The following is a 24,321-nucleotide window of genomic DNA, read 5'->3' as shown; positions in this document are numbered from 1 at the left end:
TAAGAAGTTAATCAATCAATAACGATTTCTTCTGCGCTGGCAGGTGAGTCCTTGCTCACCCCTTCTCCAATTCGTCGAGGATCGGGCACTCGGGATTTTCATCCCCGTGGCAGCAGCAAACCAACCCTTCCAGAGAGGTAAGCATGGCCTGCAGCCCGGCGATGCGAGCACGCAGATCGACGATCTTCTCCTGCGCCAGCTTCTTCACCTGGGCGCTGGTTCTGTGTTCGTCACGGTAGAGCGCCAGCAGCTCCTGACACTCCTCCAGATTGAAGCCGGTCTCCCGCGCCCGCTTGACGAAACGCAGCTCGCGCAGCGCCCCCTCGGTGTAACTGCGATAGCCGTTGTCACTGCGTACCGGGGCAGTGATGAGGCCAATGCTCTCGTAATAACGGATGGTCTTGGCGGTCAGCCCAGTGGCCTTGGCAACCTTGCTGATGTTCATTTATGCCTCCTTACTGATCGGGTTGGATGCTGGCCCGTGCGCCGCCCTGGGCTGCCAGCGTTTCAATAACAGGGAATTGCTCAAAACAGTGATGCTGCTCAGGGCCATGGCCGCCCCCGCCAGCTCGGGGCTCAGGTAGCCCAGCGCCGCCAGCGGAATGCCGATGATGTTGAACACGAAGGCCCAGAACAGATTCTGCTGGATAGTGCGCCAGGTCGCCGCCGAGATATCGATGGCGTCGGCCACCAGCCGCGGGTCGGAGCGCATCAGGGTGATGGAAGCTGTCTCCATCGCCACATCGGAGCCGGAGCCCATGGCGATGCCGACGTCCGCCGCGGCCAGTGCCGGGGCATCGTTCACCCCGTCCCCCACCATAGCCACCAGCCCGCGGGTTTGCGCCCGCAGCGCCTCCACTTTCTCCACCTTGCCCGCTGGCAGCACGGAGTCAAAGGCCCCGTCCAGCCCCAGCTTGGCGGCAATATGGGCCACCGGCGCCGGTGCATCGCCGCTCACCAGCCAGCTGGCGATGCCGCGCTGGCGCAGGGTGGCGATGGCTTCCGGGCTCTCGGGGCGCAGGGTATCGGCCAAAGCAGCGATACCAACCACAGCACCGTCGATGGCAACCCAAACCCGGGTCGCCCCATCGGCGGCTTGTTCATCCTGTTGCGGCGGTTCAATGCCGAGCTGGGCCAGCAGGGAGCCATTACCGATGGCGACTGTGTGACCCGCTACCTGACCGACAATACCGGCACCGACCCGCACCTCGACCACCTCCGGCTGAGGCAGTGCCACCCCGCTGCCGACCGCCTCGCGCATCGCCAGCGCCAGCGGGTGTTCGCTCGCCTGCTGCAGGGCGGCGGCCAGATGCAACTGCTCGTCATTGCCGCTCCAGCTGGCCAGTACCGGTTTGCCTTGAGTGAGCGTGCCGGTCTTGTCGAAGATCAGCGCCTTGATGGCGTGGGCCTTCTGCAGGGTATCCACATCCTTGATCAGAATGCCGTGGCGCGCCGCGACGCCGGTACCGGTGACGATGGCCGCCGGTGTGGCCAGCCCAAGTGCACAGGGGCAGGCGATCACCAGCACCGCCACAGCCGCCAGCAGGGCCTGACCGAAGTCGTTGCTGATGGCGTACCACACCAGCAGGGTAAAGAGGGCGATGGTCATCACCACCGGCACGAACACGGCGGAGACCTTGTCCACCAGCTGCTGCAGCGGGGCCTTGCCCATCTGGGCACTCTCCACCAATGCGATGATCTTGTTGAGGCTGGAGTCCTCCCCCACGGTCGTGGCTTCGATCTCCAGCACGCCGGAGCGGTTTATGGCGCCGCCCAGCACCTTGCCGCCCACACTGCGCGGCACTGGCAGGCTCTCGCCGGTGAGGATCGACTCGTCCAGTTCGCTGGCGCCGCTCAGGATCTTGCCATCCACCGGCACCCGCTCACCCACCAGCACCCGCAGCCGATCGCCGCGCAGCACCTCGTCGATGGCGACGCTCTGCCAGCTCTCACCACGCCAGACGGTGGCGGTTTCCGGCCGCAGCGCCATCAGTTCACGAATGGCGGACTGGGTGCTGCGTCTGGCCCGTGCCTCCAGCAACTTGCCGAGAGAAATCAGGGTGATGATGATGGCGCTCGCTTCGAAGTAGATCTTGCCGCTGGCAGCCATCCCCAGCGTCAACAACAGATAGAGGCTGTAGAAGTAGGCGGCGCTGGTGCCGGTGGCCACCAGAACATCCATATTGGCTGCGCGGTTCTTGATGGCGAGCCAGGCGCCGCGATAGAAACGGGCCCCGATCCAGAACTGCACCGGGGTGGCGAGCACCAACTCGAGCCAGGCGGGCAGATGCCAGGGGAACAGTCCGGCCATGGCCAGCATCCCCACCAGCAGCGGCAAGGTCAGCAAAGCCGAGACGATGACCCGGGTTTGCGCCTGACGGGCAGTCGCCGCCTCCTGCGCTTCCCTCTCCAGCAACTGCTGGCGACGGCCGCTGGCCGAGCCTTGTGCCAGCTGGGCGCCAAAACCGAGTGCCTCGATCTGCTCACGCAAAGCGGCCGGAGTCTGCATCCCGGGGACCAGCACAATCCGGGCCTGTTCGATGGAGAAGTTGACCTCGGCGGAGATAACGCCAGGCAGCGCCGCCAGCATCTTGTTCAGTCGAGCCGAACAACCGGCACAAGTCATACCGGTAATTTGAAACAAAAAGGTCTCGCTGCCGTAGTCGTAACCCTGACTCTTGATGCTGTCGAGCACCGCAGACAGGCGATCGGGGCTGGCCAACTCGATGGCCGCCTGCTCCAGCGCGAAGTTGACGGTGGCCGATACCCCGTCGAGCTTGTTGAGGGCGGTCGTGATGCGGCCTGCGCAGTTGGCGCAGCTCATGCCGCTGAGCGGCAACTGCAGATGAATGGGTGATTGAAGATGAGTGGTCATGTTGTTCCTCCCCGGAACCCGTCGGCACCACAAAACGCCGACTTGCAAACCCTAACCTTTACTGTAAGGGCAAGCTCAAGCCACATGATCCACTTTTTGCAGATGAAAAAAACTGCGCCCGTTTGCTGCCAGAGAACAAACGGGCGCCGCATTCAGCTATTGCGAGGTGTGAGCGGAACTCAGATACCGTATTGGGCGCGGTAAGCCTTCATGGCAACCAGTTGCTCAGCCAGCTCCGGCTGTTCGGCCTGCTTCTCTTCCAGCTTTTCTTCCAAATAAGCGATCAGGTCGCTCATCTGGATGATGGCGATGATGTGAGCGCCGTAGTCACGCTCCACCTCCTGAATGGCGGAGAGCTCGCCCTTGCCCTTCTCCTGACGGTCCAGCGCGATCAGCACGCCCGCCAGCGAGGCACCGTTGGCCTGGATCAGATCCATGGATTCACGGATGGCGGTGCCAGCGGTGATAACGTCATCCACCAGCATGATGCGACCCTTGAGCGGGCTGCCCACCAGATTGCCGCCCTCGCCGTGATCCTTGGCTTCCTTGCGGTTGAAGCACCAGGGCACGTCCACGTCGTGCTGCTCCACCAGTTGCACGGCAGTGGCGGAGGCGATGGGGATCCCCTTGTAGGCCGGGCCAAACAGCACATCGAACTCGATACCGGCATCCATCAGGGCGGCGGCATAGAAGCGGCCGAGACGGGCCAGATCGCGGCCGCTGTTGAACAGACCGGCGTTGAAGAAGTAGGGGCTTTTACGACCGGATTTCAGGGTAAATTCACCGAATTTGAGGACCTGTTTCTCCAGGGCGAACTCGATAAATTGACGCTGGTAGGCTTTCATTCTGGCTCCTTGCTTGGCTTGTCGTTGTCTTGTGTGGGGGTATAAAAAAACGCGGTCAATGCCGCGTTTTTAAAATCAGGAGAGCGACTGCTTCTGCAGCGCAATGATGTCGGCGATGCCGCCCTTGGCGAGCGCCAGCATCTCCAGCAACTCTTCATGGGTGAAGGGCTCGGCCTCCGCGGTGCCCTGCACCTCGATGATGCGACCATCTTCGGTCATCACCACGTTCATGTCGGTCTCGGCGGCGGAGTCTTCGATGTACTCCAGATCGCAGATGGCTTCGCCCTGATACATGCCGACGGAGACGGCGGCGATCATCTGCTTGAGCGGGCTCTGCTTGATCATGCCCTTCTCGACCATCCAGTTCAGCGCATCCACCAGCGCCACGCAGGCACCGGTAATGGAAGCGGTGCGAGTACCGCCATCGGCTTGCAGCACGTCACAGTCAACGGTGATGGAGTGCTCGCCCAGCGCAGTCAGGTCTACCGCGGCGCGCAGGGAGCGGGCGATCAGACGGGAGATCTCCAGAGTACGGCCACTCTGCTTGCCGGAGGCCGCTTCGCGGTTCATCCGGGAGTGGGTGGAGCGCGGCAGCATGCCGTATTCGGCAGTCACCCAGCCCTGATTCTTCCCTTTCAGGAAGCGCGGCACGCTGGTGTCGACGCTGGCGGTGCAGAGCACGCGAGTGTTACCGAACTCCACCAGCACTGAGCCTTCTGCATGTTTGGTGAAATTGCGGGTAATGGTAACCGGGCGAAGTTGCGCGGCACTGCGATCGCTTGGACGTGACATGGAACGGACCTCTGGGCTGGCTCAAATTGGCGGGGGATTATAAGTGATCCCGCCCCAAATATCAGCCGCTAAAACCACGGCATCGGCTGACGAGCAGGGCCGGGCTGAGTATACTGGCCGCACACTTCATCAAGCCCGGAACAATCAATGATTCACAGCATGACCGCCTACGCCCGCAAGGAATTCAAGGGCGACTGGGGCACAGCCGTTTGGGAAATTCGTTCGGTCAACCAGCGCTATCTGGAAACCTACATTCGCCTGCCGGAGCAACTGCGCAGCCTGGAACCGGTACTGCGTGAGCGTTTCCGCGCCAAACTGCAGCGCGGCAAGGTGGAGTGCAACCTGCGTTTCGAGGCTGCTCAGGCCGCCGCCAGCCAGCTGCACATCAATGAAGAGCTGGCCAAGCTCATCATCGACAGCGCCAGCTGGGTAATGAAAGAGGCGGGTCAGGGCCAACTCAATCCGGTCGACGTACTGCGTTGGCCGGGCGTCATGGCCGCCGCCGAGCAGGATATGGACGCGGTCGCCACCGAGCTGCTCGGCGGTTTTGACCAGACAATGGAAGATTTCCTCGCCTCCCGCGCCAGCGAAGGGGCCAACCTCAAGGCGCTGATCGAGCAGCGTCTGGCCGGTATTCAGGTGGAAGTGAAGAAGGTGCGCGAACACCTGCCACAGATCATCGAGTGGCAGCGCCAGAAGCTCACCGACCGTCTGGCCGAAGCCAAGGTCGAGCTGGATCCGGCCCGCATCGAGCAGGAGATCGTGCTGCTGGCCCAGAAGATCGACGTGGCCGAAGAGCTGGATCGTCTGGAGATGCACATCAGCGAGACCAACAAGATCATGAAGAAGGGTGGCGCCTGCGGCCGTCGTCTCGACTTTATGATGCAGGAGTTCAACCGCGAGTCGAACACGCTTGGTTCAAAGTCGATCAACGCCGAAGTGACCCAGTCCGCCGTCGAGCTGAAAGTCCTCATCGAGCAGATGCGCGAGCAAATCCAGAACATCGAATGATGGGTCGCTGACTATCCGGTTGTTACCTGCAAAAGAGCCCTTGATTCCTCAAGGGCTCTTTTATTTTCAGGCCATCGCACCTGTCGCCCGCCGCCGGTGAGTCAACGGCTGGGGAGAGCCCTAGCCTATCGGCATCACCAGTGCTGGTTGGTGAGGGTCGCTCAGCCGCTCGGCCAGATAGTCCACCAGCAGCCGCACCTTGGGGGAGAGGTGGCGGTTATGGGGATAGAGAGCCCAGATCCCCTCCGCCGGGGCCCGCAGTTCGGGCAGCAGCTCGATCAATTCGCCTCGGGCCAGATGGTCGCTCACGTAGTAGTCCGGCAGCTGGATGATGCCGATCCCCTTGAGCGCCGCATCCAGCAGGGCATGGCCACTGTTGCACTGGAACAGGCCGCGCACCCGCACGCTGTGAGGGCGGCCATCCAGGGTGAAGTGCCACTCGTCGCTGTTGCCCACCAGACAGGTGTGGCGGGTCAGCTCGGAGAGGCTGTTGGGCATGCCGTGGCGAGCGGTGTAAGCCGGTGAGGCGCAAACATAGGGCACCCGCTGCGCCAGCTTGCGCGCCACCAGCGTCGAATCCTTGAGATGACCTAGCCGCAGCGCCAGATCGTAGCCTTCATGCACCAGATCCAGCAGCTGGTTGGTGAGGTTGAGGGTCACCTCCAGCTGGGGGAAGCGCACCATGAAGTCATTCACCAGCGGGGCGATGCGGCTCTCGCCGTAGGAGACGGGGGCCGTGATGCGCAGCGACCCTTGCGGTACCGCCTGATGGCGCCCTACCGCCAGCTCCGCCTCGTAGAGGTTGTCGAGCAGCTGACGACAGTGGCGATAGTAGATCTCGCCAAGCTCGGTGAGCCGCACCTGACGGGTGGTGCGCAGCAGCAGCTTGGCCTGCAGCCTGTCCTCCAGCTGCGCCACCTGACGGCTCACTTGCGCCACCGATACTCCCAGCTTGCGTGCCGCCGGAGTAAAGCCCCCCTGCTCCGCCACGCTGACAAATTCACAGATCCCTTCCCAGCCGAACATTATTACCTATGTGTAAAAGTGATTTGAGATTTGCCCTCATTATCACCAAATCGGCGGGAAACTACACTGACTGTCCGAACTCATCTCTGTTCACCCTGCTCAACAAGAAGGATGTCATTCATGGCACAGGTTCAAAGCATCAAGTGTAAGGCCGCCATCGCCTGGGGCCCGGGTCAGCCCCTCTCCATCGAAGAAGTGGAAGTCATGCCACCGCAAGCGGGCGAGGTGCGGGTGCGCATCGTCGCGACCGGCGTCTGCCACACCGATGCCTTCACCCTCTCCGGTGAGGATCCGGAAGGGGTCTTCCCCTGTATTCTCGGCCACGAGGGAGGCGGCATCGTCGAATCGGTGGGCGAAGGGGTCACCAGCGTCAAAGTCGGCGATCACGTGATCCCGCTCTACACCCCCGAGTGCGGCGAGTGCAAGTTCTGCAAATCCGGCAAGACCAACCTCTGCCAGAAGATCCGCGCCACCCAGGGCAAGGGGCTGATGCCGGACGGCACCACTCGCTTCTCGAAAGATGGCCAGCCCATCTATCACTACATGGGCACCTCCACCTTCAGCGAATACACGGTACTGCCGGAGATCTCCATCGCCAAGGTGGACCCTGCCGCCCCGCTGGAGGAGGTGTGCCTGCTCGGTTGCGGCGTCACCACCGGCATCGGCGCCGTGATGAACACCGCCAAGGTGAAAGAGGGTGAGAGCGTCGCCATCTTCGGGCTGGGCGGCATCGGCCTCTCGGCAGTGATCGGTGCCCGTCTGGCCAAGGCCGGTCGCATCATCGCCATCGATATCAACGAGAGCAAGTTCGAGCTGGCCCGCAAGCTGGGCGCCACCGACTGCATCAACCCTAACGATTACGACAAACCGATTCAGGAGGTGATCGTCGAGCTGACCGATGGCGGCGTCGACTTCTCCTTCGAGTGCATCGGCAACGTCAAGGTGATGCGCGCGGCGCTGGAGTGCTGCCACAAGGGCTGGGGCGAATCCGTCATTATCGGCGTGGCCGGTGCGGGCCAGGAGATCAGCACCCGTCCGTTCCAGCTGGTCACCGGCCGGGTCTGGCGCGGCAGCGCCTTCGGCGGCGTGCGCGGTCGCAGCGAGCTGCCGAGCTATGTGCAGCGCTACATGCAGGGTGAGTTCAAGCTGGACGACTTCATCACCCACACCATGCCGCTTGAGCAGATCAACGAGGCGTTCGATCTGATGCACGAAGGCAAGAGCATCCGCACCGTCATCCACTACTGAGCATGATCGCCCCGCCCACCTTCGTGGGCGGGGTGCAGGAGTCCTTCGATGAATCTGGAGATTATCAGCAGCAACAAGAGCTTCGGCGGCTGGCACAAGCGCTATCGCCACCACGCCAGCGTGCTCGGCTGCGAGATGAATTTTGCCATCTATCTGCCGCCTCAGGCCCTCACCGGCCAGAAGGTACCGGTGCTCTACTGGCTCAGCGGCCTCACCTGCACCGATGAGAACTTCATGCAGAAGGCGGGGGCACACCGCATCGCCGCCGAGCTCGGCATCGCCCTGGTAGCGCCGGATACCAGCCCCCGCGGCGACGGCGTGGCAGACGATCCCGGTTATGACCTCGGCATGGGCGCAGGCTTTTACGTCAATGCCAGCCAGAGCCCCTGGCAGGCGCACTACCAGATGTATGACTACGTCACCCGCGAGCTGCCCGATGTGATAGAGACCCACTTCCCGGTCTCGACCCGCCGCGCCATCAGCGGCCACTCCATGGGGGGTCACGGGGCGCTGATCGCCGCGTTGCGGGAGCCGGGTCGCTACCGCTCGGTCTCGGCGTTCAGCCCGATCTGTCACCCGAGCCGCTGCCCCTGGGGCCAGAAGGCGCTCGGCGCCTACCTCGGCAGCAATCCGCTGTTGTGGCAGGAGTGGGATGCCTGCCAGCTGCTGCGCCACCAGCCGGTCACGCCGCTGCCCACCCTGGTGGATGTGGGGCTGGACGATCCCTTCCTCGCCGAGCAACTGCATATCGATGCGCTGGCCGAAGTGGCCGCCAGCAAGGAGTGGCCGCTGGAGCTCAACCGCCACGAGGGCTATGACCACAGCTACTACTTCGTGGCGAGCTTTATCGAGGCGCACCTGCGATTTCACGCCCGCCACCTCTGATCAACACAGGCCCGTTGCGGGCCTGTTTCAGTTGTGGTGATCGGTTGATATCAGCTGCCCGCTCGGGTCACGCCGCCGGAGCCTGCGATCTGCTGCTCTACCTTGGGATCGCCCCAGTAGGCGATGTTGCCTGAACCGGCGATGCCGACTTTCAGCGTCTCCTGCGCCCGCACCGCCACATCACCGCTGCCGGCGATATTGACCTCTACCTCGTTGCCGCGCATCTCGCTCCCGAGCACATCACCAGATCCGGCAATGTTCAGCTCGATGGCCTGTGCCGAACCGCTGCCCAGCTCCAGACTGCCGGTGCCTGCGATATTCCCTTCCAGCCGTTTCAGCTCCAGCTGACTGGCGACGATGTCACCGGTACCGGCCACCGATAGCACCAGCTCATCCCCCTTGAAACCGCTCAGATCGCCGTTGCCGGTCCCGGCCAATGCCAGTTCGTTCAGCACAGGCAAGGTGATGGTCAGCTCCAGCGGCTCGGTAGGCTCGAGCCGGTAACCCTCCTTCACCTCGATCTCCAGCTTGTCACCGCTCTCGGTCAGCACCAGATAGGGCAGCAGGTTCTCCTGCCCCTTGATCAGGATACCGCGCGGCTCCCCCGCAACCAGATGGAGGGTGGCAGGCACCCCCGCCAGCACCCGGGTCACCCCGTCACCAAGCGCCTGCTGGCGCTCGACCACAGCCCCCGCGCCGGTCACTCTGGTCTGATCCAGCCAGTGACACCCACTGAGCCCAACCATCAACATGACAACCATCATCCATTTCATCGCTACTCTCCTCCTTTTTATGTGTTGGCCATCCAGGGCCAATTGGTTTTCATGCTCTGCAAAGCGTGAGCCAAAAATTAACATGATGATTCAAAAGGAAATAACTATTTCACCCAGAACAGAGTGAAGAATTTAGAGAGCCATTTAGACCATATTTTGGTGAAAATAACCATTCTCGAACGGATATGATCGTGGCTGATTGGCGGGTCGTCCTGCCGGTCACTATGCTGACAGCCCGTGGAAGTTTTTAATTGCCCTGCCGGTCTGTTGAGCCAATAGTGGTACTTCGTGCGTACCAAGCTCTCCATTGCGGTAATGTCATTACCACTGTCTTGTCAGTCTTCACTGCCAACAAGGAGCCAGAGCGTGACCCAAGCAAGCCCTCTCTATGCCACCGCCACCGGTCTGCCGGAACCGACTCGCACCCCGCTGCTGACCGGCAGCGATCCCGAGCAGAAACGGCGCGAGCTGCTCGCCTACTTCTGCCAGACCTTCGATCTCTACGACTCGCTGTTCGACTGTCTGGCCGATGAGCGGGCCTGGTTCAACAAGGCGATCCCGCTGCGCCACCCGCTCATCTTCTACTACGGCCACACCGCCGCCTTCTTTATCAACAAGCTGCTGGCGGCACGCCTGATCGACCAGCGGCTGGATGCCCGCATCGAGGCCATGGTCGCCATCGGGGTGGACGAGATGAGCTGGGACGATCTGGACGAGACCCACTACGACTGGCCCAAGGTCAGCGAGCTGCGCAGCTATCGGGCCAAAGTCCGTTCGCTGGTGTGCGATTTCATTCGCCAGATGCCGCTCACCCTGCCCATCGACTGGCAAAGCCCGGCCTGGGTGATCCTGATGGGGATAGAGCACGAGCGCATCCACCTCGAGACCTCCAGCGTGTTGATCCGCCAGTTGCCGCTCGCCTGGGTGCGACCGCAGCCTTATTGGCCCGCCTGTACCGAAACCCGCCACCGCATTGATCAGGTGCCCGCCAACAGTCTGCTGCCGGTGGCAGGCGGCAAGGTGCGCCTTGGCAAGCAGGACGCCACCTACGGCTGGGACAACGAATATGGCGAGCGCCATATCGAGCTGGCCCCGTTTCAGGCCAGCCGCATGCTGGTGAGCAATGCCGAGTACCTCGCCTTCGTCCAGGCGGGCGGCTACGGCCAGCAACAGTGGTGGGATGAGGAGGGATGGGGCTGGTGCCAGTACGCCAGGGCGCAGATGCCCACCTTCTGGGTGGGTAATCCTGCCGAGCCCGGGCAATTGCAGTTGCGGCTGATGACCGAGCAGGTCGCCATGCCCTGGGACTGGCCGGTGGAGGTAAACCAGCTGGAGGCGGCCGCCTTCTGCCGCTGGAAGGCGGCCCAGACCGGACTCCCCATCCAGCTGCCGAGCGAGGCAGAATGGATGCTGCTGCGCGAGCAGCTACCCGGCGATCAGCCGGACTGGACACAGGCCCCCGGCAATATCAATCTGGCCCGTTTTGCCTCCTCCTGCCCGGTGGATGCCTGCCCGCAAGGGGAGTTCTTCGATCTGGTGGGCAATGTCTGGCAGTGGACCAGCACCGCCATCGATGGCTTCGACGGCTTTAAAATCCACCCGCTCTACGACGACTTCTCTACCCCCACCTTTGATGGCAAGCACACCCTGATCAAGGGCGGCAGCTGGATCAGCACGGGCAACGAAGCGCTCAAATCATCCCGTTACGCCTTCCGGCGTCACTTCTTCCAGCATGCGGGTTTCCGCTATCTGGTCTCCCGTTATCAGGAACCCGTTATCGTGAATCCTTATGAAACCGACACGCTGGTCGCTCAGTACCTCGACTTCCAGTACGGCCCGAGCCACTTCGGGGTCGCCAACTACGCCAAGACGCTTGCTGATCTTGCTGGCGAGCTCTGCAGCAACCACCAGCGGGCGCTGGATATCGGCTGCGCTACCGGCCGTGCCAGCTTCGAACTGGCCCGCCACTTCCAGCATGTGGACGGGGTGGACTACTCAGCCCGCTTCATCGATGTGGCGCTGGCCCTCGCCAGTCAGGACAGCTTCCGCTACGCCATTCCGCTGGAGGGTGAACTAGTGGAGTATTGCGAGGCGCGCCTGTCGAGCCACGGGCTGGGGGCGAGTCAGGCTGAGCGCATCCACTTCAGTCAGGGGGATGCCTGCAACCTCAAGCCCAAATATGACCACTACGATCTGGTGCTCGCCTCCAACCTGATCGATCGGTTGCGGGAGCCCGCCCGCTTCCTGCGGGACATAGCTCCCCGGCTGCGCAGCGGTGGCCTGCTGGTGCTCACCAGCCCCTATACCTGGCTGGCGGAATATACCCCGCCCGCCAACTGGCTCGGCGGCATTCGCGAAAACGGCGAGGCGCTCACCACCTATCAGGCGCTGCAACGGCTGCTGGCGGCGGAGTTCGAGGAGCACTGCCCGCCGCGGGATGTGCCTTTCGTCATCCGCGAGACCGCCCGTAAATACCAGCACACGGTGGCGCAGCTGACTGTCTGGCGCAAACGCTAATCCGCCGGTCGACATGCAGATGAGAAGAGGGAGGCCAACGGGCCTCCCTCTTGTTATGGCAATCAAAACGGCGCGAGTATCAATGCCCCTGCTCGTGATAGCGGCGCGCCAGTACGGCGCAGACCATCAGCTGGATCTGGTGGAAGATCATCAGCGGCAAGACCATGACACCGACGCTAGCGGCGGGGAACATGACGTTGGCCATCGGCACCCCGTTGGCCAGACTCTTTTTCGAGCCGCAGAAAACGATGGTGATCTCGTCCGCCTTGTCGAAGCCGAGGCGGCGGCTGATCCAGACGTTCCAGCAGAGCACCAGCGCCAGCAAGACGCAGCTCAGCAGCACGATACTGGCCAGATCGTACCAACCTACTTGGTGCCAAATCCCCTGCACCACCGCTTCGCTGAAGGCGACGTAGACCACCAGCAGAATGGAGCTCTGATCCAGCTTGCCGATGAGCGGACGGTGGCTGTCGACCCAGCGACCGATGAGCGGACGCGACAGGTGGCCGACCACGAACGGCAGCATCAGCTGCATCATGATGGACTGGATGGAGTGCCAGGTGTCGATCCCCTCCCCCTGCACGTGGATCATCATCCCCACCAGCACCGGCGAGAGAAAGATACCGAGGATGCTGGAGGCCGAGGCGCTGCACACCGCCGCCGACACATTGCCCCCCGCCATCGAGGTAAAGGCGATGGCCGACTGCACGGTGGCAGGCAGGGCGCAGAGATAGAGGAAGCCGAGGTAGATGGCCGGGCTCAGCCAGCCCGGTACCAGCGGCGTGAGCAGCAGCCCGAGCAGCGGAAACAGCACGAAGGTGCTGAGCATCACCACCAGATGGAGCCGCCAGTGGCCGAGGCCTGCCAGCAGGTTCTGGCGCGACAGCTTGGCGCCATGCATGAAGAACAGGAGCGCCACCGCCAGCTTGGTCAGCAGACCGAACCAGACGGCTACCTGCCCCTCGCAGGGAAAGAGGGAGGCCAGAGTGACCACCGCAATCAGCACAACAGTAAAGGGATCCAGACGCACGAAAGGTCTCCATCAGAAGGGCATCCTGCAGCCGTGGCGACAGTCAGGATTGGGGAGGACAAGAAACAGAGCGGGAGATGTCTGGCACCTCCCGCTAAAGCGAACCTCCAGCTTACCCCGATAACGGAGAGGCGCAAAGTTGAGCGGCGAATAATTGTTCATCAATGCTTAACGCCTTCGCTATATCGAGTAGCAAAAGTTGACGATAAACCGGCCCTGACAGCTCCCAAACGGCTAAAAATGGATAAAAAAACGGGCGACCAAGGCCGCCCGTTCTGCTTTTTCACCCAGCCGATCAGCGCTGGCTGGCCAGCTTGCCGCTGCCGCTTTTCTTCTCATTACCGGCGAGCTTGCGGGCCTGCCGCTTCTCGAAGCGGGAGATCCACCAGTAGGCCAGCGCCGAGAAGACCGCGGTCATAAAGACGTTGATGAAGAAGGCACGCACCAGATCCACCCCGGCCGGGAAGGCGGAGGCGCTCATGCTCACCACGAAGATGGCGATCAGCACCGACACCACGCTCATCCCGAACTTGCGCGATCCCATGCGGAAGTCGCGGGGGGTGTCGTCATGTTTCCAGCGGAACACGAAGTAGGCAACCATGATGAAGATCGGCGGCAGCATGGCGGTACCGGCGGTGAGGTTGATGGCAGTGTTCATCATCTGCTGCACCGACTCGGAGCCGAAGCCGTTGACCACCAGCATCGCGAACACGAAGACAAACTGCCACCAGGCGGCGCGCACCGGCACGCCGTGCTCGTTGAGCTGGGTGGTCTTCTCGCCGTAAACCCCCTGCGGGATCTCGGAGAAGTGGATCTTCACCGGCGCCGAGGTCCACATCATCATGGAGCCGAACATGGCGATAAACAGCACCACGCCGACGAAGCGGCCCACCAGCGCCTCGGAAAGCCCGAAATACTGCGCCATGCCGGTGAAGATCTCCACCATGCCGCCGGCATAGGTGAGGCTCTCGCGCGGCACGAACACGTTCACCAGCAGGGAACCGACCGCATACATGGCACCGATGACGATACCCGCACTGATGATCACCTTGATGAAGGACTTCTGGCCGCCCTTCACGTCATTGAGGTAGGCCGCCGCCGTCTCGGCACCACCCGCCGCCTGGAAGATCCAGCACATGATGCCCAGCGTCGCCCAGTTGACGGTGGGAGTCATCGCCTCCAGCGTGATGGGCTGGGCCGGCACATGATCGCCACTCAGGGCCATCAGGGCGCCCAGCACATAGATGGCGAACAGGGCAAATACCCCGTAGGCCACGATCTCCGCAATCTTGCCGAGCCAGCTCGCACCCTTGGTGGAGATGTGGGTCGCCGCCGCAAACAGCACGATGGAGATGATCGAGGTGACCATGGGCGAGAAGCTGTACTCATAGCCCAGCATGGCATAGGAGGCGTAGGCGATGACGTTGGGCAGCAGGGAGACGAACCAGAACAGGTTCACGAACCAGTAGAGAAACGAACCCAGATAGGCCATCCGGGTGCCGAGCGGCTTTTTAAGCCAGTCGTACATCCCCGACTCGGAGTTTTTATTGGCCGAGACGAACTCGGCGATGATGAAGACGAACGGAATGAAGTAGACGATGGTCGCCAGCAGGAAGATGGGGGCAGAGCTGAGCCCCAGCTCGATGTTGTTGTTGACGATGTTGCGCACGTTGAACACGGCGGCAAAGGTCATCGACAACAGGGCAAACTTGCCTATGGTGCCGCGTACGGATTCAGACATGGTGTCCTCCAGTGGACTCGCGCTCCCGGCGGGGAGCGCAGTGACTCTGTGATGTGTTCGGCAAGGGTCTGTCGGCCCCGCGCTTTACTCTCTTGTTATGATCGGGCCGCGTGCACGGCCTCGTTGCTGAACCGGTACCGTCTCCCGCACCGGCTCGCAATACCATTCAGACGATCGGAGTGCCCGGCGCCATCGGCACCCGCGGTTGCAACAGCACGCTCTGGCTCTCGTCCGGGGTCTCGGCGCACAGCAACATGCACTCGGATCGCTCACCGCGCATCTTGGTGGGCTTGAGGTTGGTCAGCACCACCACCTCGCTGCCCATCAGCTCCTCTTCGCTGTAGTAAGGCACCAGACTGGTGACGGTCTGCAGCGGCCGCTCGCCACCCACGTCGATCTGGACGATGTAGAGTTTGTCGGCCCCGGGGTGACGCACCACCTCCAGTACCTTGCCCACCTTCATCTCGACCCGCTTGAATTCGGCAAACTCGATCGTCTCGCTCATTCTCTTTTCCTTTTCTGGTTCAACGGTTTGCGGGTGGCCAACGGCCACCCGGTTTGATTGGGATTCAATGCCGTGCCTATGGCGTCTGCATGGCAACCTGCGCTGTCGGCTGGGCCTCTTTGGCACGCGCTTCGGCACTGAGGGAGGCCTCGTATCTGTTGTATTTCCACCAGGCGAAGCCGAGGAAAATCACGATCCCGCCGACGTTGTAGAAGATGATGGTCATGATGTCGGCGCCGGTCGGGAAGGTGGAGGCGAGGAAGCCCACCGAGAAGATGGCGATCAGCACCGAGACCACGGCGATGCCGGTGGTGCGCGACCCCATTCTGAAATCCCGCGGCAGGTGGTCGAGCTTCAGACGCAGATTGAGGTAGGCCAGCATGATGAACAGCGGCGGCAACATGGAGGCGGCAGCGGTCATGTTGATGACGGTGTTCATCAGATCCTGCGCGGTGTTGGAGCCCAGAGTCGGGATCACCATCAGCGGCAGCACGATGAGGTACTGGAGCCAGGCTGCACGGGCGGGCACGCCGTTCTCGTTCAGCTCGACGGTTTTCTTGCCGAAGATGCCGGCCGGGATCTCGGAGAAGAAGATCTTCACCGGGGTCGCCGTCCACATCAGCAGGGAACCGAACATGGCGGTGAAGGAGACCAGCCCGACGAAGCGGTTCATCAGGATCTCCGGCAGGCCGAAGTAGGCTGCCAGCCCCTCGAACACCTGCACCGAACCGCCGGTATATTTCAGGGTGTCGCTGTGGACGAACACGTTGATCAACAGCGATGCAATGGAGTAGAGCACCCCGATAAAGATCCCGGCGACGATGATCACCTTCACGAAGGACTTGGAGCCACCTTTCACGTCATTGACGTAGACCGCCACCGACTCGGCGCCACCGGCTGCCATAAAGATCCAGGTGGTGATGCCGAGGAAGGCCCAGCTGAAATCGGGGACCATGGCCTCTACCGTGATGGGGTCAGCCGGTTGCACGCCGCCCACCAGTGCCGCACCCGCCAGCAGAATGTAGGAGAGGGTCAGCAGCAGCATCAGGGACGAGGTCACCGAGGTGATGGGGCCGAGCATCTTGGCGCCGTTGGTGGAGACGTAGGTGGCAAAGGCAAACAGCACCATGCTCAATGCCGTGGTCGCCACCGGAGTGAGAATGTACTCGTAGCCGAGAAAGGCATAGGAGGCGTAGGCGATAACCCGCGGCAGCAGCGAGGTGAAGAAGAAGAGGTTCACGAACCAGTAGGTGTAGGCGGAGATAAAGGCCCAGCGACCGCCGAGGGAGCTCTTCACCCAGGCATACACCCCCGCTTCGGAGTTCTTATTCAGTGACACAAATTCCGCAATGATCAGGCAAAACGGAATGAAGTAGAAAATGGTGGCCAGAAAGAACATCGGGGCCGAGGCCAGACCGATCTCGATGTTGTTGTTGATGACGTTGTTGAAGCTGAATACCGCCGCGAAGGTGAGCGACAGCAGACCAAACTTGCCTATCGTATTGCGTTTGGAATCAGACATGGTGCATCTCCAGACCTGTAGTTATCTCAGCGAAAGGGCGGGGCATGATTTGTAGGGTGAGCCCCGCCCTTCCGGCTTTTATCAGTGCAGAACCGGCGGCTTGTTATTTGTTCTTGAAGTAGCCGCCTTCGACGGTGACCTTGATGATCACCTTGCGCACCGGGCTGTCGCCTGTGAACCGGTAAGCCTCGTCGTTCTCGAAGATCACCACCTGACCGTTGCCGACTTTCTGGCGCTCGCGCACCTCGCCGGCCAGCCACTCGCGGTCTGTGGTGTCGTCGTAAGCCTGCTCGACCCGCAGCTCGCTCTTGGCTGCCCACTCCACCGTCTCTTCCCCTTCCAGGTAGTAGTGAACGTCGAAGTAGCGGCGCTGCCCCTCGAACAGTGAGGTGGCCGGGCTGGCCCCCTCCTGCAAGCGGTAGGTGAGGGAGTCCCCGATGGAGTGGCAGATGCCGGGCTTGAGGTTCGGCAGGTTGTTGATGGCCTCCACGCAGCGGCCCCACTTCTTGCCCTCCCGGTAGATGTTTTTGAACAGGGTCAGGTTGTCCAGGGTGATCATGCGAGGTTCCTCCCGCCGTTGATGGTGAGATCGAGCCCGGCCAGCGCAGCCGGATTGAGGTTGCCACGGGCGATGGGCAGCAGGGTCAGGCCGAAGCTGAACGGCTCGAAGCGCACCCGCCAGGAGTCCAGCACCTCGGAGCCCCAGGAGTTGGAACCCAGCCCCAGTACCTTGTGATCCAGATTGAGGGTGAGATAACCGCAGAGCTCCAGCTCGTTGATGTGCTGCGCCGCGTGGATATGCTCCCAGCTGTAGGGCCAGACGCTCAGGTTGATGGGGGCATCGGGCCGCACGTAGAGACCGGCGCCGTGACGGTTGGTCAGGGTCGCCCAACGCACCTGCTGGCGGTTGCCGTTGTCCTGCGGGAAGGGGTAGTGCTCCCACATCTCGCTGACTGTGCTCAGGAAGCTGTCGATCCAGTTGCTCTGGCGACTGTCCTGATAGTTTTCGCCCGGCCCCATGCCGTAGTAGTGCACCCGGTCGAGATCCTGACGAATGCCCAGCTCGAAGCCGATCTTGGGGATGATGTCGTCATAACCGCCGTAGGGCTGACCGGACAGCGCTACATGCAGCTGACCGTTCGGGCTCAGGGTGTAGACGTAGCGGCAGCGCATACCGAAGTCGAACACCGGCGGCGCGATCAGGCTCTCCACCGTCACCTCGACCGCCTCACTCAGCTGACGCCAGCTCAGAGTGCGGAAGTGCTCCTGCATGATCTGCAGGTGGTTCGGGTGCCACAGGCTCTCGTACTCCTGCTTGTGGTTGTCGATCATCGGCTTGAAGAAGGTGAGGCGCGGCGAGCGCTCAATCAGCTCGATACCATCCTGCTGCCAGCTCACCAGCTTGCCGTCGAGGCGCGAGAAACTCAGGGCAAAGCCGCTGCCGCTCAAGGTCAGCGCGAGGCGCTCATCGGCAATCTGCAACGGAGTGGCGTTGGGGTTGGCAAAGGGCTGCAACTGGCGAGTCGATGCCTTCAGCTGGAATTGGTACTGGCCCAGCTCGTGCTCCGCCGCGCTGTAACGGGTGGCAGTGGCCTTGATGACCCGCAGCTGGACGAAGGTTTCCCGCCCATCGAGGGATGGCAGCTCGAGTTGCAGCTCAGTGGTGGCTCCGGGAGCAACCCCTTCCAACCGGATTTGCTGGCTGGCCAGCAGCTCGCCCTCGGCCTTCACTTCGACCAGCAGGCGGATATCGTCGAGAGTGGAGAACCAGTAGCGGTTTTCCACCGCCAGCTTGCCGCTCGCCAGATCCAGTGCCCGCACCTTGACCGGGCAGATCACCTGCTTGTATTCACGCAGGCCAGGCCCCGGGGTCTGATCCGGATAGATGAGGCCATCCATGCAGAAGTTGTAGTTGTTGGGGTAGTCGCCATAGTCGCCGCCGTATTTGTAGACCGGGCGGCCCTGCTCGTCCTGATCCAGAATGCCGTGATCGCACCACTCCCAGATGTAGTGACCCTGAATGTGGGGATGGCGGTCGAACACCTGCTGGTATTCGCTCAGGCCACCCGGGCCGTTGCCCATGGCGTGGGCGTATTCGCAGAGGATACGCGGCTTCTCCATCGGGAACTCGCCGAAGCAGTTCATCTGGGAGACGCGGGAATACATGGTACTCACCACATCCACCACCTCGGCATCGCGATCCTCTTCGTAGTGCACCAGCCGGGTCGGGTCGATCGCCTTGCAGCGCTGGTACATGGCTCTGATGTTGCAGCCGTAGCCGGACTCGTTGCCGAGCGACCAGATGATGATGGAGGGGTGATTCTTCTGGGCGTGCACGTGGCGCTCGATGCGATCCACGAACACCGGCTCCCAGAAGGGATCGTCGGTGATGCGGCTGAGATCGCCGACGTTGGCAAAACCGTGGGTCTCCACGTCGGTCTCCGCCATCACGAACAGGCCGTACTGGTCGCACAGCTCATAGAAGCGCGGGTCATTCGGGTAGTGGGCGGTGCGCACCGAGTTGAGGTTGTGCTGCTTCATCAGCACGATATCGCGCTCCACCCGATCCATGCCGACCGCGCGGCTCTTGAGGTGGTCGTTGTCGTGGCGGTTCACCCCGTGCAGCTTGAGGTAGTGGCCGTTGACGTAGAAGAGGCCATCCTTGACCTTGATTTCACGCACCCCGACCCGCTGCGGGATCACTTCCAGCAGCTCACCCTGACCGTTGTAGAGGGAGAGTTGCAGCTGATAGAGGTAAGGGTCTTCGGCGCTCCACAGATGGGGGGTGGCCAGATCCAGCATGAAGCGGCAGTCACACTTGCCATCGATGGCGAGATGGTCGAGGGAGCCGCTGGCGATCTCGCGGCCCTGATCCAGCAGCGACCAGACCAGACGGTGATCACGGGCTGCCGCCCCCAGATTTTCCAGCTGGATATCGCAGCTCAGGGTGGCACTTTGATTGTCATCGGCCAGCACGGTGCGGATGAAGAAGTCCTGCACATGGGCGGCCGGTTTGCCCACCAGATAGACGTCGCGGAAGATCCCCGCCATCCACCACATGTCCTGATCTTCGATATAGGTGGAGTCAGCCCACTGCATCACCCGCACTGACAGCAGGTTCTCGCCAATGTTGGCGTAGGCACTGATATCGAACTCGGCGGTGAGACGGCTGCCCTTGCTGAAACCGACGTAGTAGCCGTTCACATAGACCTCGAAGTAGGTCTCCACCCCGTCAAACTTGATGATTACCTGCTCGCCGTCCCAGGCCGGGCTCAGCGTGAAGCTGCGCTGATAGGCACCGGTGGGGTTGTTGGTCGGCACGAAGGGCACGTCAATGGGGAAGGGAAAACCCTCGTCGGTGTACTGCAGCTGACCATGTCCTTCCATCTGCCACATGTTGGGCACGGTGATCTGGCCCCACTCGCTCATGGGGCTGTGATAGAAGGCCTCCGGCACCTGCAGGGGGTGGTCGAAGTAGTGGAACTGCCACTGGCCGCTAAGGCTCAGAAAACGGCGGCTCAGCTCGCGCTGCATGGTGGCCGCCAGCGCGTGGTCGGCATAAGAGAAGAAGTAGGCGCGCGGGGCCAGCCTGTTTTCACCAACGAATTGGACGTTTTCCCAGTTATTCACATGTCCTCCCGGAACAAGGCAACGTTAACTGGGTAAACTCTAGATAAACATTTACTAAATATCAGCTTTGGATTGGTAAAGTTTTAACCTGATCACAATGAACAGATGGTTTTGTGAGCGAGATCAGAAGCGGGAGATAAAGGAGGGCAAGATATGGATGAGTGGCATGGATGTTGATAACAGTTGGCTGATTAGCAATAAAATCAACTATAAAACAATATGATATGAAGTTACTGGATGATATGGGAAAGAGGTTTGCTTGGGAGAGGTGTCGCACCACCGCAAGATGGCGCGACTAAAAAGCAGAATGTTTTACTAAAATCAGCGAGTAGTGCCACGCAGGGTCAACTTGCTCGGCACCAGCACCCGAAGTGGAATATCACGCTCGTCACGCAGCCGTTCGACCAACAGATTGACTCCCTGGGAGCCCATCAACTCGGAGTGGATCCGCACTGTAGAGAGCGGCGGGAAGGTGAACTTGGCGGTTGGAATATCGTTGACGCTGATAAGCTCAATTTGCTGGGGAATCGCCAGTCCCTTCTCATGAATGGCACGCAGCACGCCAATGGCGATGGAGTCGGAGGCAACGAACAGCGCCTTGGGCCAATCCCCTGCCAGCATCTCCTTCGCCAACTGGTAGCCGGAAGCGCTGGAGAAGTCCCCACGATAGAGATCGCTCTCCTGCACCACCCCCAGCCGCTGGCCATAATCGCGGAAGGCCAATTCACGCAGATCCGGATTCTCATCCTGGCCACCGATATAACCGATGCGCTGATGCCCCTGCGCGATGAAGTAATCAACCACTTGCTGGCTGATCAGGGCGAGATCCACATCGACCGAGTCAAACTCTCCCTGTGAACGGCAGTCGACAAACACCAGCTGGCTGGAACAAGCCCTGAGTTGGGCTAGGCGCTCGGCTGTGAGGGTGCCGACCACCAGAATGCCATCCACGGCGCTCAGTTCGCGCCCTTCACCACAGTTGTAGAGATGGGTCAGCTCGATATTGAGGCGGGCACTCTGGGTCTCGATACCATAACGGATGGCGAGATAGTAAGGGTCGTTGACCTCGGTACTCTGGGGATAGGCATAGACCACCAGAAAGTGCAGCTTGCTCTTGTGTACCCCCTTGCGGGCGCTGCTGGTCTTGTACTCCAGCCGTTCGGCAATCTCGAAGATCCGCTGCTTGGTCTCTTCCTTGACGCTCAGGCTGGGATCCTCGTTCAGTACCCGGGATACCGTGGCGAGAGAAACCCCCGCCTCCTGTGCAATTTCCTTCAACGTAGCCATCAATACCTCGCTGGCAGCATCACGTGTTAATCGGCAACGGCTAAAGAGTAACGGGCAATCCCTTGATAGCCCAGCATTTTTACTAAAATGCCGATAGCAGGGCCGATTTTTTAAACGCAGAAATGCAAAAAGGCCTCCCGAATGGGAGGCCTCTTCTAAATAGGTGCCTGACAGTGTCCTACTCTCGCATGGCGAATGCCACACTACCATCGGCGCTACCGCGTTTCACTTCTGAGTTCGGCATGGGATCAGGTGGTTCCACGGCGCTATTGCCGTCAGGCAAAAGCTTTTAAAACTAACTTGAAAATGGTGCTGATACCCAGAATCGAACTGGGGACCTCATCCTTACCAAGGATGCGCTCTACCGACTGAGCCATATCAGCACACTAACCGGTAAAGACCACGCTGGGCGTAATCTTGAAATTGGGTGCCTGGCAGTGTCCTACTCTCGCATGGCGAATGCCACACTACCATCGGCGCTACCGCGTTTCACTTCTGAGTTCGGCATGGGATCAGGTGGTTCCACGGCGCTATGGCCGCCAGGCAAATTCTTAATCTAGAAAGCTGACGTGAATAACGACTAGGTCATTATCACTGAATTAGTAGTTCGCTTGGTATCTGTTACAAGCCTTAGAACACTTCTTGGGTGTTGTATGGTTAAGCCTCACGGGTAATTAGTATGGGTTAGCTCAACACATCACTGCGCTTACACACCCCACCTATCAACGTTGTGGTCTCCAACGGCCCTTTAGGACCCTCAAGGGGTCAGGGATGACTCATCTCAGGGCTCGCTTCCCGCTTAGATGCTTTCAGCGGTTATCGATTCCGAACTTAGCTACCGGGCAGTGCCACTGGCGTGACAACCCGAACACCAGAGGTTCGTTCACTCCGGTCCTCTCGTACTAGGAGCAACTCCCTTCAATCATCCAACGCCCACGGCAGATAGGGACCGAACTGTCTCACGACGTTCTGAACCCAGCTCGCGTACCACTTTAAATGGCGAACAGCCATACCCTTGGGACCGACTTCAGCCCCAGGATGTGATGAGCCGACATCGAGGTGCCAAACACCGCCGTCGATATGAACTCTTGGGCGGTATCAGCCTGTTATCCCCGGAGTACCTTTTATCCGTTGAGCGATGGCCCTTCCATTCAGAACCACCGGATCACTATGACCTACTTTCGTACCTGCTCGACCTGTCCGTCTCGCAGTTAAGCTGGCTTATGCCATTGCACTAACCTCCTGATGTCCGACCAGGATTAGCCAACCTTCGTGCTCCTCCGTTACTCTTTGGGAGGAGACCGCCCCAGTCAAACTACCCACCAGGCACTGTCCGCGAGCCCGATTCAGGGCCCTGCGTTAGAACATCAAACATACAAGGGTGGTATTTCAAGGACGGCTCCAGCGCAACTGGCGTCACGCCTTCAAAGCCTCCCACCTATCCTACACATGTAGGTTCAATGTTCAGTGCCAAGCTGTAGTAAAGGTTCACGGGGTCTTTCCGTCTAGCCGCGGGTACACCGCATCTTCACGGCGAATTCGATTTCACTGAGTCTCGGGTGGAGACAGCATGGCCATGGTTACACCATTCGTGCAGGTCGGAACTTACCCGACAAGGAATTTCGCTACCTTAGGACCGTTATAGTTACGGCCGCCGTTTACCGGGGCTTCGATCAAGAGCTTCGCTTGCGCTAACCCCATCAATTAACCTTCCGGCACCGGGCAGGTGTCACACCCTATACGTCCACTTTCGTGTTTGCAGAGTGCTGTGTTTTTGATAAACAGTCCCAGCCATCTGGTCACTGCGACTCCCAACTGCTCCATCCGCAAGGGACTTCACTGTCAGGAGCGAACCTTCTCCCGAAGTTACGGTTCTATTTTGCCTAGTTCCTTCACCCGAGTTCTCTCAAGCGCCTTGGTATTCTCTACCCGACCACCTGTGTCGGTTTGGGGTACGATGACTTGTAATCTGAAGCTTAGAGGCTTTTCCTGGAAGCAGGGCATCAATGGCTTCCACACCGTAGTGTGTTCGTCTCGTGTCTCAGTGTTGTGTCTCCGGATTTGCCTGGAAACACCACCTACGCACTTTCACCAGGACAACCGTCGCCTGGCCCACCTAGCCTTCTCCGTCCCCCCATCGCAATTACAAGTCGTGCAGGAATATTAACCTGCTTCCCATCGACTACGCCTTTCGGCCTCGCCTTAGGGGTCGACTCACCCTGCCCCGATTAACGTTGGACAGGAACCCTTGGTCTTCCGGCGAGGAGGCTTTTCACCCCCTTTATCGTTACTTACGTCAGCATTCGCACTTCTGATATCTCCAGCATACCTCTCGATACACCTTCGCAGACTTACAGAACGCTCCCCTACCACTCACACATAAGTGTGAATCCGCGGCTTCGGTGCCTGGTTTGAGCCCCGTTACATCTTCCGCGCAGGCCGACTCGACTAGTGAGCTATTACGCTTTCTTTAAATGATGGCTGCTTCTAAGCCAACATCCTAGCTGTCTGAGCCTTCCCACATCGTTTCCCACTTAACCAGAACTTTGGGACCTTAGCCGGCGGTCTGGGTTGTTTCCCTCTTCACGACGGACGTTAGCACCCGCCGTGTGTCTCCCGGATATTACTTACTGG

At 60.5% G+C, this 24,321-nt stretch carries 17 protein-coding genes, 1 tRNA gene and 3 rRNA genes (1 of these 21 cut by a window edge); 4 read left to right on the top strand and 17 right to left on the bottom strand.

Annotated features, from left to right (window positions below):
* Positions 1–55: 55 nt before the first annotated feature.
* The 4 genes from cueR to rph form a co-directional block, all read right to left on the bottom strand.
* Positions 56–445, bottom strand: coding sequence for a Cu(I)-responsive transcriptional regulator (gene cueR / locus I6L34_RS11590; RefSeq protein ID WP_005356117.1), 390 nt, complete (start codon positions 443–445; stop codon positions 56–58).
* Positions 446–2,875, bottom strand: coding sequence for a heavy metal translocating P-type ATPase (locus I6L34_RS11585; RefSeq protein WP_075116068.1), 2,430 nt, complete (start codon positions 2,873–2,875; stop codon positions 446–448).
* A gap of 179 nt (positions 2,876–3,054) precedes the next feature.
* Complete coding sequence (pyrE, locus tag I6L34_RS11580; RefSeq protein WP_005339591.1) at positions 3,055–3,720, bottom strand: orotate phosphoribosyltransferase; 666 nt, start codon at positions 3,718–3,720, stop codon at positions 3,055–3,057.
* 75 nt (positions 3,721–3,795) lie between these two features.
* Positions 3,796–4,512, bottom strand: coding sequence for a ribonuclease PH (rph, locus tag I6L34_RS11575; protein ID WP_005339589.1), 717 nt, complete (start codon positions 4,510–4,512; stop codon positions 3,796–3,798).
* Positions 4,513–4,659: 147 nt separating this feature from the next.
* On the opposite strand from rph, the gene I6L34_RS11570 reads away from it, so the two are divergent.
* On the top strand, positions 4,660–5,523 hold the full coding sequence (locus I6L34_RS11570) for a YicC/YloC family endoribonuclease (RefSeq protein WP_005356103.1): 864 nt from the start codon (positions 4,660–4,662) through the stop codon (positions 5,521–5,523).
* Positions 5,524–5,643: 120 nt separating this feature from the next.
* Here the strand turns inward: I6L34_RS11570 and I6L34_RS11565 are convergent, their stop codons facing one another.
* On the bottom strand, positions 5,644–6,549 hold the full coding sequence (locus I6L34_RS11565) for a LysR substrate-binding domain-containing protein (protein WP_216954735.1): 906 nt from the start codon (positions 6,547–6,549) through the stop codon (positions 5,644–5,646).
* Positions 6,550–6,669: 120 nt separating this feature from the next.
* On the opposite strand from I6L34_RS11565, the gene I6L34_RS11560 reads away from it, so the two are divergent.
* Positions 6,670–7,797, top strand: coding sequence for an S-(hydroxymethyl)glutathione dehydrogenase/class III alcohol dehydrogenase (locus I6L34_RS11560; protein ID WP_042072602.1), 1,128 nt, complete (start codon positions 6,670–6,672; stop codon positions 7,795–7,797).
* Between the two features lie 48 nt (positions 7,798–7,845).
* Positions 7,846–8,682 (top strand): S-formylglutathione hydrolase, encoded by an 837-nt coding sequence (gene fghA / locus I6L34_RS11555; RefSeq protein ID WP_216954734.1) that lies wholly within the window; start codon positions 7,846–7,848, stop codon positions 8,680–8,682.
* Positions 8,683–8,732: 50 nt separating this feature from the next.
* Here fghA and I6L34_RS11550 read toward each other — a convergent pair whose 3' ends face one another.
* On the bottom strand, positions 8,733–9,455 hold the full coding sequence (locus tag I6L34_RS11550) for a head GIN domain-containing protein (protein WP_216954733.1): 723 nt from the start codon (positions 9,453–9,455) through the stop codon (positions 8,733–8,735).
* A gap of 366 nt (positions 9,456–9,821) precedes the next feature.
* Here I6L34_RS11550 and ovoA point away from each other — a divergent pair, with 366 nt between their 5' ends.
* The gene (ovoA, locus tag I6L34_RS11545) at positions 9,822–11,972 is read left to right on the top strand and encodes a 5-histidylcysteine sulfoxide synthase (RefSeq protein WP_216954732.1); all 2,151 of its coding nucleotides are present in this window, start codon (positions 9,822–9,824) and stop codon (positions 11,970–11,972) included.
* A 79-nt stretch (positions 11,973–12,051) separates the two neighbouring features.
* Here the strand turns inward: ovoA and I6L34_RS11540 are convergent, their stop codons facing one another.
* The 11 genes from I6L34_RS11540 to I6L34_RS11490 form a co-directional block, all read right to left on the bottom strand.
* A complete protein-coding gene (locus tag I6L34_RS11540) occupies positions 12,052–13,002 on the bottom strand; it encodes a bile acid:sodium symporter family protein (RefSeq protein ID WP_016349038.1) in 951 nt (316 codons plus the stop codon).
* Positions 13,003–13,297: 295 nt separating this feature from the next.
* On the bottom strand, positions 13,298–14,743 hold the full coding sequence (locus tag I6L34_RS11535) for an amino acid permease (protein ID WP_216954731.1): 1,446 nt from the start codon (positions 14,741–14,743) through the stop codon (positions 13,298–13,300).
* A 166-nt stretch (positions 14,744–14,909) separates the two neighbouring features.
* Positions 14,910–15,248: a tRNA-binding protein gene (locus I6L34_RS11530; protein WP_005342042.1), complete on the bottom strand. Its 339-nt coding sequence runs from the start codon at positions 15,246–15,248 to the stop codon at positions 14,910–14,912.
* 76 nt (positions 15,249–15,324) lie between these two features.
* A complete protein-coding gene (locus I6L34_RS11525) occupies positions 15,325–16,770 on the bottom strand; it encodes an amino acid permease (RefSeq protein WP_216954730.1) in 1,446 nt (481 codons plus the stop codon).
* Positions 16,771–16,873: 103 nt separating this feature from the next.
* Positions 16,874–17,329 carry a beta-galactosidase subunit beta gene (locus I6L34_RS11520; RefSeq protein WP_216954729.1) on the bottom strand — a complete coding sequence of 152 codons (456 nt, stop codon included), beginning with the start codon at positions 17,327–17,329 and terminating at the stop codon, positions 16,874–16,876.
* Positions 17,326–20,400 carry a beta-galactosidase subunit alpha gene (gene ebgA, locus I6L34_RS11515; RefSeq protein WP_216954728.1) on the bottom strand — a complete coding sequence of 1,025 codons (3,075 nt, stop codon included), beginning with the start codon at positions 20,398–20,400 and terminating at the stop codon, positions 17,326–17,328. The genes I6L34_RS11520 and ebgA overlap by 4 nt, the downstream gene beginning before the upstream one ends.
* A 321-nt stretch (positions 20,401–20,721) precedes the next feature.
* Positions 20,722–21,687, bottom strand: a complete 966-nt coding sequence (gene ebgR, locus I6L34_RS11510) for a transcriptional regulator EbgR (protein ID WP_058056272.1) — start codon at positions 21,685–21,687, stop codon at positions 20,722–20,724.
* Between the two features lie 165 nt (positions 21,688–21,852).
* Positions 21,853–21,967 (bottom strand): 5S ribosomal RNA (gene rrf, locus I6L34_RS11505).
* Positions 21,968–21,994: 27 nt separating this feature from the next.
* A tRNA-Thr gene (locus I6L34_RS11500) sits at positions 21,995–22,070 on the bottom strand.
* Positions 22,071–22,116: 46 nt separating this feature from the next.
* Positions 22,117–22,231 (bottom strand): 5S ribosomal RNA (rrf, locus tag I6L34_RS11495).
* A 109-nt stretch (positions 22,232–22,340) separates the two neighbouring features.
* Positions 22,341–24,321, bottom strand: a 23S ribosomal RNA gene (locus tag I6L34_RS11490); it runs 909 nt beyond the window's last position.

It is taken from the genome of Aeromonas sp. FDAARGOS 1404 (genome assembly GCF_019047085.1).
Classification (GTDB): domain Bacteria; phylum Pseudomonadota; class Gammaproteobacteria; order Enterobacterales; family Aeromonadaceae; genus Aeromonas; species Aeromonas veronii.
Note: the sequence above shows the minus strand (reverse complement) of the source record. Positions and strands in the feature narration are given on the sequence as shown.

Coding starts and splice junctions, on each gene's coding strand:
- cueR (WP_005356117.1), bottom strand. CDS start 445: ATGAACATCAGCAAGGTTGCCAAGGCCACTGGGCTGACCGCCAAGACC.
- I6L34_RS11585 (WP_075116068.1), bottom strand. CDS start 2,875: ATGACCACTCATCTTCAATCACCCATTCATCTGCAGTTGCCGCTCAGC.
- pyrE (WP_005339591.1), bottom strand. CDS start 3,720: ATGAAAGCCTACCAGCGTCAATTTATCGAGTTCGCCCTGGAGAAACAG.
- rph (WP_005339589.1), bottom strand. CDS start 4,512: ATGTCACGTCCAAGCGATCGCAGTGCCGCGCAACTTCGCCCGGTTACC.
- I6L34_RS11570 (WP_005356103.1), top strand. CDS start 4,660: ATGATTCACAGCATGACCGCCTACGCCCGCAAGGAATTCAAGGGCGAC.
- I6L34_RS11565 (WP_216954735.1), bottom strand. CDS start 6,549: ATGTTCGGCTGGGAAGGGATCTGTGAATTTGTCAGCGTGGCGGAGCAG.
- I6L34_RS11560 (WP_042072602.1), top strand. CDS start 6,670: ATGGCACAGGTTCAAAGCATCAAGTGTAAGGCCGCCATCGCCTGGGGC.
- fghA (WP_216954734.1), top strand. CDS start 7,846: ATGAATCTGGAGATTATCAGCAGCAACAAGAGCTTCGGCGGCTGGCAC.
- I6L34_RS11550 (WP_216954733.1), bottom strand. CDS start 9,455: ATGAAATGGATGATGGTTGTCATGTTGATGGTTGGGCTCAGTGGGTGT.
- I6L34_RS11535 (WP_216954731.1), bottom strand. CDS start 14,743: ATGTCTGAATCCGTACGCGGCACCATAGGCAAGTTTGCCCTGTTGTCG.
- I6L34_RS11530 (WP_005342042.1), bottom strand. CDS start 15,248: ATGAGCGAGACGATCGAGTTTGCCGAATTCAAGCGGGTCGAGATGAAG.
- I6L34_RS11525 (WP_216954730.1), bottom strand. CDS start 16,770: ATGTCTGATTCCAAACGCAATACGATAGGCAAGTTTGGTCTGCTGTCG.
- I6L34_RS11520 (WP_216954729.1), bottom strand. CDS start 17,329: ATGATCACCCTGGACAACCTGACCCTGTTCAAAAACATCTACCGGGAG.
- ebgR (WP_058056272.1), bottom strand. CDS start 21,687: ATGGCTACGTTGAAGGAAATTGCACAGGAGGCGGGGGTTTCTCTCGCC.